Origin of the sequence: Streptomyces sp. PA03-6a (genome assembly GCF_033792765.1) — a bacterium.
Lineage (GTDB): Bacteria > Actinomycetota > Actinomycetes > Streptomycetales > Streptomycetaceae > Actinacidiphila.
Map to the genome: position 1 here is coordinate 1 of NZ_JARAVK010000308.1, position 9,133 is coordinate 9,133.

The window sequence follows — 9,133 nt, forward strand, 5'->3', positions numbered from 1 at the left end:
GTCCGCAACGGTCCGGGGGCGCACGGCGGGCGGCGGGGGTGGGCTGCGGGGGCAGGTGGCGCCGGGTCAGTCGGTGACGGCGTACGCCTGCAACGAGTACAGCGAGTAGCCGTACTTCGTGCCGCGCTCCAGCCCCTGCACGCGCAGGAAGCGCGTGTCGGAGGGGGCGTCCAGCCGTACGGACTCGGTGCCGCCGCGGCCGTCGGAGATCACCGCCGCGGTGTGCCAGCTCTGCCCGTCGGCCGAGGTCAGGATCGTGTAGCGGGCGGCGTACGCGTCCTGCCAGCGCAGCACCACCCGGCCGATCCTGGCGGCCCGCGGGAGCTCGGCCTGCACCCAGGCGTCGTCCCGCACGGGGGAGGACCAGCGGGTCGCGGGGTCACCGTCGGTCAGCGCCGAGGCCGGGAAGTCGGCGGTCTCGTCACCGGAGGAGGCGGCCGGGGCGCCCGCGGCGAGGTCGGGGCCGCCGGTGCGCGGATAGGCGTGCACCGTGACGGTCTGCCGCACGGTGCGGCCCTCGGCGCGGAACGCCAGCGGCACCTCGTACACGCCGGGCACACCGTCCGCGGGCAGGGACAACCGCACCGGCACCACGACCTTGCCGCCGCGCGGCAGTTCCACCTCACCGGGCGTAACGGCCTCGACGCCCTCCGGGGCCTCGGCGGTCAGCGACACCCTGGCGGCGGCGGGCGAGGCGTCGGTCAGCTCCGCGGTGACGGTCGCGGGGGCGCCGCCGAGTTCCAGGTCGGTCTCGGTACGGTCCAGGGTCATCCGGGCCGCGGGCCGGTCGGCGTACCAGGGCACGATCTCGTGGACGACCGGCGGATGGGCCCCCGCCGACGGGGTGACCCGCACCGCGTCCACCCGCAGGCCCTGCGCCGGCAGTTCGGTCCAGCCGCCGCCCAGCGAACCGAGCCGGTGCCAGCCCTGGCCGGGCACCCGCACCTCCACCGACCCGGCGGTCCCCGGCCCGGTGTCGGTGAGCACGGTCAGCGCCTCCAGCGGGCGGGCCGAGCCGTACTCCAGGGTCAGCCCCCCGGCGGGCACGCGGACGGTGGTCGTGGCGTCGCCGTCGGAGGCCGCCAGGGACGCGGGGTCGGCGGCGAGGACGCCGGAGGCACCGTCGTCCTCCGTGCCGACGGTGAACTCCCGCACCGTCACGGCGTTCTCCTGCGCGGCGGTCGCGCGCAGCCGCACGTACCGCGCCCGGGTGCCCTCGGGCAGCCGCACGGTCACGGTCCGGTCGTCGTGCACCGTGGCGGCGGTCCGCCAGCCGCCCTCGTCGCCCGCGGAGTACTCCAGCACCGCCTCGCGCAGGTAGTCGTCCCGCTCGGGGCCCCGCTGCGCGGTCCCCATGGCGACGCGCACGCTGCGGATCGTCCGGGTGCCGCCCAGGTCGACCCCGAAGGCGTCGTCCTGCCGGGGAGGGGCGTCGCTGGCCCAGGCGGTGCCGTCCTTGCCGTCGGTCATCAGCGACGGGTCGGTGGACCGGGCCGAGCCCAGGGTGGCGGTGGCCTTGCGGCCCGCGGTGCGCACGCCGGTCCACGCGTCCGCCGTGGCCAGCGTCTTCGCCAGGAACGGGTCGAGCACCCCGTGGCCCACGGTGGCCGGGCTGTTCGCTATCCGCCGGCGGGCCCGCTCCAGCGCCAGCCGGTCCCGCCACGCGCCGGTGCCGTCACCCGCGCGCAGCGCCACCAGCATGTCGACGGCGTGCTCGCCCGCCGAACCGTACCGGGCCAGCTGGCTCAGCCACGGCCGCACCTCGCCGCCGAAGGAGCCGTCCGCCAGTCCGTCAAGGCGTTCCGGGGCGCCGCGCATCGTGGTGAACGCCGCGCGCAGCCGGCCGGCCGCCTTTTCCAGCCGCTCCCGGCCGCCGTTCGCGTAGGCGTCCAGGAACTCCGCGATGAGCGGCCGCAGATACGCCGACTCGCCCTCGTCCAGCGCCGAGGAGGCCTCGTTGCCCGCGAGGGCCCGCAGTGCGTCGCGGGCTCCGGGATCGCGGCCCGCCAGGTCGTCGACGGCCGCGCGCCAGGAGGCCGCACGGTCGTACCCACGCGGGTTCCACGCGTAGTCGGCCACCGTGAACAGCGCGATCCGGGAGGCGGCGGGCTGGCGCATCGCCGTCGCCAGCAGTCCCGCGGACGCCGTCGCGACCGCGGGCTCGCGTCCGGTGTAGGGGCCGAGGAAGATCCGGTCCTCGGCGAAGTCGTTGACCGGGTAGTCGTCCATCGTCAGCAGCGGGTGCTGCAGCGCCGCCCGGGCATCGGCGATCTGCCGCCCGGTGATCTCCCCCGGGACGACGCCGACACCCGTCCACGCCACCTCCACGCCCCGGTCGAGCACCCGGGCCAGTTCGCCCCGGAAGTCCGTGGCGCCGTCCTGGTAGTACTCCGTCGGCAGCAGCGACAGCGGTACGGCGGCCCCGTGGCGCTCCGCCAGGTGGGCGGCGAGCGCGTTGGCCACGTCGGCCTGCGCCCGGGCCGCCGCCTCGGGGCCGTCGCCGTACGCGTCCGCGTCGGCCTCGCAGTGCCACTCGCTGTAGCTCACGTCCTGGAACTGCAGCTGGAAGCCGCGCACGCCCAGCGCCCACATCGCGTCGGCCTTGCGCAGCAGCGCCCTGCGGTCCTCCTGCGAGGAGAAGCACAGCGCCTGGCCCGGCGACACCGCCCACGCCAGCGTCACGTGGTTGGCCCGGGCCCGCTCGGCGAGCGCGCGGAACTCCGCGCGGCGCGGGGCGGGGTAGGGCTCGCGCCACCGCTCCTGGCGGTAGGGGTCGTCGCCGGGGGCGTACAGGTAGCGGTTCTGCTTGGTGCGGCCGAGGAAGTCCAGCTGGGCGAGCCGCTGCTCCTGGGTCCACGGCTCGCCGTAGAAGCTCTCGGTGACGCCGCGCGTCGCCGCCGCGGGCCAGTCGCGGACGACGACGCCCGCCAGGCCGCGCGCGGTCGTCAACTGGCGCAGCGTCTGCGCCGCGTGGAACAGGCCGTCCTCGCCCGCCCCGTCCAGCGCCACGACGGCGCGGCCGCCGGTGCGTCCCACGGCGAGCCGGTAGCCGCCGGAGGGCAGGTCCCCGGTGGGCGCGGCACCCAGGGCGCGCAGCGCGGTGTCGGCGCGCGCGCCGCCGGCGTAGACCACCAGCCCCCGAGGGTCCGCCGCCCCCTCGTGGAGCGTGGTCACGCCCGCGCCGCGCAGGATCGCGCGGAGGGCGTCCAGGGCGTAGGGGTCGGCCCCGGGCCCGGCGACCAGGGTCGCCGTGTCCGGTACGGCGACGGTGCCGCCGCGACTGCGCCGCGACTGCGGCTCGGGGTGGACGGCGGGCGCGGCGTCCGCCGTCACGGTGCCGTCCGTGGTGCCGGGCGCCGTCGTCGGGGCGACGGGTGGAGCGGCCAGGGCGGCCGGCGTGGTCCCGAGCACCCCGCCGACGACGGCGGCGACGAGCGCTGCCGTGTGGGTCGCGGCGGTTCTCCTGCCCGGGGTCATGGTCCGACAGCCCATCACCCGCACGGAGGGCGTGTCAACGCGACGACGCGCCCCTTCCGGCCCGTGCCCGCGGGCCGTACCGCCGGTAGCCGGCGGCGCCCGGGGACACGACCGGCCGGTCGAGGGAAAACCCCCGGCCGTCCCACCCCTGCCGCGTGCGAGGATGGCCGAAAACCCGACGAAGGAGACGGACACGTGCCCGGCACCAACCTCACCCGTGAGGAGGCGCGGCAGCGAGCGCGCCTGCTCACCGTGGACGCGTACGACATCGAGCTCGACCTGAGCGGGGCCCAGGAGGGCGGCACCTTCCGGTCGGTGACCACGGTGCGCTTCGACTCCGCCGAGGCGGGTGCCTCGACCTTCATCGACCTGGTCGCCCCCGCGGTCCACGAGGTGGTGCTCAACGGCACCGCGCTGGACCCGGCCGAGGTCTTCGCGGACAGCCGCATCGCCCTGCCGTCGCTGCAGGCCGGCGCCAACGAGCTGCGGGTCGTCGCGGACGCGGCGTACACCAACACCGGCGAGGGCCTGCACCGCTTCGTCGACCCGGTCGACAAGCAGGCGTACCTCTACACCCAGTTCGAGGTGCCGGACGCCCGCCGGGTCTTCGCCAACTTCGAGCAGCCCGACCTCAAGGCGAGCTTCACCTTCACCGTGAAGGCCCCGGCCGGCTGGACGGTCATCTCCAACTCCCCGACGCCCGAGCCGGTCGACAACACGTGGAGCTTCGCGGCCACCCCGCGCATCTCCACGTACATCACCGCGCTGATCGCCGGCCCCTACCACGCCGTGCACAGCACCTGGGAGGGCGAGGGCGGCCGCAGCGTGCCGCTGGGCCTGTACTGCCGTCCCTCGCTGACGGAGTTCCTCGACGCCGACGCCATCTTCGAGGTCACCCGGCAGGGCTTCGACTGGTTCGAGGAGAAGTTCGACTTCCCCTACCCCTTCGCCAAGTACGACCAGCTCTTCGTGCCGGAGTTCAACGCCGGCGCGATGGAGAACGCGGGCGCGGTCACCATCCGCGACCAGTACGTCTTCCGCTCCAAGGTGACCGACGCGGCCTACGAGGTGCGCGCCGAGACGATCCTCCACGAGCTGGCCCACATGTGGTTCGGCGACCTGGTCACCATGGAGTGGTGGAACGACCTGTGGCTGAACGAGTCGTTCGCCACCTATACCTCCATCGCCTGCCAGGCCTACGCGCCCGGCAGCAAGTGGCCGCACTCCTGGACCACCTTCGCCAACTCCATGAAGACCTGGGCGTACCGGCAGGACCAGCTGCCGTCCACCCACCCGATCATGGCGGAGATCAACGACCTGCAGGACGTCCAGGTCAACTTCGACGGCATCACCTACGCCAAGGGCGCCTCCGTCCTCAAGCAGCTGGTGGCCTACGTCGGCATGGACGAGTTCTTCACCGGCGTCCAGGCGTACTTCAAGCGCCACGCCTGGAAGAACACCCGTCTGGCCGACCTGCTGTCCGCCCTGGAGGAGACCTCCGGCCGCGACCTGAAGACCTGGTCGAAGAAGTGGCTGGAGACCGCCGGCATCAACATCCTGCGCCCGGAGATCGAGACCGCCGCCGACGGCACCATCACCTCCTTCGCCGTGCGCCAGGAGGCCCCGGCGCTGCCGGCCGGCGCCAAGGGCGAGTCGATCCTGCGGCCGCACCGCATCGCGATCGGCGCCTACGAGCTCCAGGACGGCAAGCTGGTCCGCGTCCAGCGCGTCGAGCTCGACGTCGACGGCGAGCTGACCGCGGTGCCCGAGTTCGTCGGCGTCACGCGCCCGGCGGTCGTGCTGCTCAACGACGACGACCTGTCGTACGCCAAGGTGCGGCTCGACGAGGTCTCGCTGGACACCGTCCGCGAGCACCTCGGCGACTTCACCGAGTCGCTGCCGCGCGCCCTGGTGTGGGCCTCGGCGTGGGACATGACCCGCGACGGCGAACTCGCCACCCGTGACTACCTGGAGCTGGTGCTCTCCGGCATCGGCAAGGAGTCCGACATCGGCGTGGTGCAGTCCCTGCACCGCCAGGTGAAGACGGCGCTGGAGCTGTACGCCGCGCCCGAGTGGCGCGAGACCGGCCTGGCCCGCTGGACCGAGGCGACGCTGGAGCACCTGCGCGCGGCCGCCCCCGGCAGCGACCACCAGCTCGCCTGGGCCCGCGCGTTCACCGCGACGGCCCGCACCAAGGACCAGCTGGACCTGATCGCCGGGCTGCTCGGCGGCACGGAGACGATCGAGGGCCTGGCCGTCGACACCGAGCTGCGCTGGTCCCTCCTGGAGCGGCTGGCCGCCACGGGCCGCGCCGACGAGGAGGCCATCGCGGCCGAGCTCGGCCGGGACGCCACGGCGGCCGGTGAGCGGCACGCGGCGACCGCGCGCGCCGCGCGTCCCACGGCGGAGGCGAAGGCCGGGGCGTGGGCCTCGGTCGTCGAGGCGGAGACGCTCACCAACGCCGTCCAGGAGGCGGTCATCGCCGGCTTCTACGAGCCGGACCAGCGCGAGCTGCTGGCGCCGTACACGCAGCGGTACTTCGCGGCGGTCTCGGACGTCTTCGCCTCCCGGAGCCACGAGATGGCCCAGCAGATCATCGTCGGGCTCTACCCGGCGCTCCAGGTCTCCCAGGACACCCTGGACGCCACCGACGCCTGGCTGGCGGCGGCCGATCCGGCGCCGGCGCTGCGGCGCATGGTGACGGAGTGCCGTGCCGGGGTCGAGCGCGCGCTCAAGGCCCAGGCCGCGGACGCGGCGGCCGGCTGACCGGCGGGCACAGCCCTGTGAGGGCCCCCGCGGCGCACCGCCGCGGGGGCCCTCGGGTCTTCCGGGAGTCCTCCGCGCCCGGACACGGGGGCGCGTGGGGCGCCGCGGGGGCTGCCGCCTCGCGACGTGCCGAGGGACGCTGGGCCGTTCGGGGAGTGCCACGCGCCGTCGCGGGGCCGGTCGCCGGCGATGCGGATGCCTGACGACGGGGGCGCGCCGGGACCGCCGGACGGGCCGGAACGCTCCCGCGGGCGGTACGACCGGCACGAGGTACCGGGGAACACCTGAAGCCGGGCCGCGGTGCTCCGCGGCCCGGTCAGCGAGGTGGGAAGGGGATCAGCCCTGGGCCTTGCGGGACTTGTCGGTCGCGACGACCAGACCCGCGATGACGAGGAACAGGGCGATCGGCAGGGCGACGTACAGGCCCAGCGTCTGGAGCACGCTCAGACCGGAACCCGGGTCGTCGCCGTCGTCGCGGGTGTTCGCGAACGCGGGGGACGACATCAGCAGCATCAGCGCCGTACCGGCCGTGACGGCACCGGCGCGCAGGGCGTTCTTGTTGAGCTTGTCCACGCTCTCAAAGTAGCGAACGCTCCGGCGGCCCGCGCGTCCGGGGTGGTGTTACGGCCCGTCGGGCGCCGCCATCGCGGTCCGCACCTCGTGCGCCAGCGCGTGCAGCCGGGGCGAGGCGGTCAGCTGCTCCAGGGTGAGCGGCCGGCCCTCGGCGTCCGCCACCGGCAGCCGCCAGTTGGGGTACTGGTCCCAGGTGCCCGGCAGGTTCTGCGGACGGCGGTCGCCGACCCCGTCCGGCAGCCAGACGCCGACCATGCGGGCCGGCGTCCGCGCCAGGAAGCGGTGGACGGCCTTGACGACCGCCTCCTCGTCGCGGGTGCCCTCCGGCAGCATCCCCAGCCGGCCGAGCAGCGCCAGCCACTCCGCGACCTCCACGGCGTCCTCGGCCTGCTCCACCTCCAGCGGCCGGGTCAGCAGGCCCAGCCGGTGCCGCAGCCCGACGTGCTCCCCGGTCAGCCGGGCCGCCGTCGTCGGCAGGTCGTGGGTGGTCACCGTCGCCAGCGCGTCCGCCCGCCAGGCCGCGGGCGGCAGCGGACGGGCGTGCGCGGAGCCGTGCGCCCCCTCCCAGTCGCGCTCGAACCAGAGCACCGACGTGCCGAGGATGCCCCGGTCGGCCAGCTCCTCGCGGACGCCCGGCTCGACCGTGCCGAGGTCCTCCCCTATGACGACGGCACCTGCGCGCTGCGCCTCCAGCGCGAGGACGCCGAGCATCGCCTCGGCGTCGTAACGGACGTACGCGCCCCGCGTCGGCGGCTCGCCCTCGGGCACCCACCACAGGCGGAAGAGCCCCATCACATGGTCGATGCGCAGGCCCCCCGCGTGCCGCAGCACGTTGCGCAGCAGGTCGCGGTAGGGCGCGTACCCCGTGGCGGCCAGGGCGTCCGGGCGCCACGGCGGCAGGCCCCAGTCCTGGCCGTGGGCGTTGAAGGCGTCCGGCGGCGCGCCGACCGACATCCCGTGGGCGAGGGCGTCCTGCAGCGCCCAGGCGTCGGAACCGGAGGGGTGCACGCCGACCGCGAGGTCGTGGACGATGCCGACCGCCATGCCGGCGTCCCGCGCCGAACGCTGGGCCGCGGCCAGTTGGGCGTCCGTCAGCCAGGCCAGCCAGCAGTGGAAGTCGACCTGGTCCAGCCGTTCGCCGCGGAGCCGCGCGACCTGCCCCGAGCGCGGGTCGCGCAGCCCCGCCGGCCAGCCGCGCCACTGCGGGCCGTGCAGCTCGGCCAGCATCGACCAGGTGGCGTGGTCGTCCAGTGCCTGCCCCTGGTCCGCGAGGAAGTCGCAGTACGCGGCCCGCCGTCCCGGCGACAGCGGCACCTTGCGGACCAGCGCCAGCGCCTCGCGCTTCAGCTCCCACACCGCGTCACGGTCGATCAGGGCGTCCTTCAGCAGGACCGAGTCGCGCAGCACTGCCGCCTTGCGCAGCAGGTCCGCGGCCCGCTCGCGGTCGTCGGGGCCGAGGTAGGCGTACTCCGGGATCTCCTCCACCCGCAGGTACACCGGATCGGGGAAGCGCCGAGAGGACGGACGGTACGGCGACGGGTCCGTGGGATGCCCCGGCACGGCCACGTGCAACGGGTTGACCTGCAGGAAGCCCGCGTGCAGCGCCCGGCCCGTCCAGGCCGCGAGGTCCGCGAGGTCGCCGAGGTCGCCCATGCCCCAGGACCGCGAGGACAGCACGGAGTACAGCTGCGCCATGAAGCCCAGGACGCGCTCCGGGGGCCCGGGCAGCCGTTCCGGCGCCACGACGAGCTGCGCCTGCGCCGTGCGACCGTCGGGGGCCTGCGCGCGCAGCACGTGCCGCCCCACGGGCAGCGGCGTGCCGCCGTCCCAGGTGGCCTCGCCGCCGTCCTCCGTCGTCAGCCGCAGCCCGGTGCCCTCGGGCAGCCGGTGCCGGAGCGGACGTCCCCTGCGCATCACGACGCTGCGGGGGAGCAGCCGCCGCCCCGCACGGTGATCGTGCTCCGCCAGCGCGTTCCGCACCGCCGCCGGGGTCGAGGCGTCGACGCCCAGCGCGGCCAGCACCGCCACGACCGTCCCGTCCGGCACGCGCACCTCGCGGTCCGGCGACGGACGGTAGGTGACGTCCACGCCGTGCAGCGCGGCGAGTCTGTCCCGGTCGGCGGCTTCGGTCATGGGATGCCCTCCTGGGGCGTCATCGCGGGTGCGCTTTCTCCGGACAGCCTCAGCCATACCCACTGCGTGGCCGCACAGTCGCATTCCGTACACGCGCTCCACCCAGGAGTGGCAGCACGTCGTGGTCCCGGGTCGTGCCGCGAAGCGGCCCGCCCTCCCCCAGCCTTCGGCCGGGGTTGCCCCC

Annotated in this window: 4 protein-coding genes; 1 reads left to right on the forward strand and 3 read right to left on the reverse strand. The window is 75.3% G+C overall.

All coding sequences use genetic code 11. From position 1 onward, the window contains the following. Nucleotides 1–66: 66 nt before the first annotated feature. Nucleotides 67–3,477 (reverse strand): beta-N-acetylglucosaminidase domain-containing protein, encoded by a 3,411-nt coding sequence (locus PV350_RS40810; protein ID WP_500338467.1) that lies wholly within the window; start codon nt 3,475–3,477, stop codon nt 67–69. A 195-nt stretch (nt 3,478–3,672) separates the two neighbouring features. On the opposite strand from PV350_RS40810, the gene pepN reads away from it, so the two are divergent. Then, on the forward strand, nt 3,673–6,243 hold the full coding sequence (pepN, locus tag PV350_RS40815) for an aminopeptidase N (protein ID WP_499511916.1): 2,571 nt from the start codon (nt 3,673–3,675) through the stop codon (nt 6,241–6,243). Nucleotides 6,244–6,579: 336 nt separating this feature from the next. Here pepN and PV350_RS40820 read toward each other — a convergent pair whose 3' ends face one another. Together PV350_RS40820 and malQ are read right to left on the reverse strand one after the other, a co-directional pair. Continuing rightward, a complete protein-coding gene (locus tag PV350_RS40820) occupies nt 6,580–6,816 on the reverse strand; it encodes a hypothetical protein (protein ID WP_499517072.1) in 237 nt (78 codons plus the stop codon). Nucleotides 6,817–6,864: 48 nt separating this feature from the next. Then, nucleotides 6,865–8,949 carry a 4-alpha-glucanotransferase gene (malQ, locus tag PV350_RS40825; protein ID WP_499511915.1) on the reverse strand — a complete coding sequence of 695 codons (2,085 nt, stop codon included), beginning with the start codon at nt 8,947–8,949 and terminating at the stop codon, nt 6,865–6,867. Nucleotides 8,950–9,133: the final 184 nt, after the last annotated feature.

What these genes read in the sequence shown, in the direction of transcription:
- PV350_RS40810 (WP_500338467.1), bottom strand. Translation starts at nt 3,477, where the DNA reads ATGACCCCGGGCAGGAGAACCGCCGCGACCCACACGGCAGCGCTCGTC.
- malQ (WP_499511915.1), bottom strand. Translation starts at nt 8,949, where the DNA reads ATGACCGAAGCCGCCGACCGGGACAGACTCGCCGCGCTGCACGGCGTG.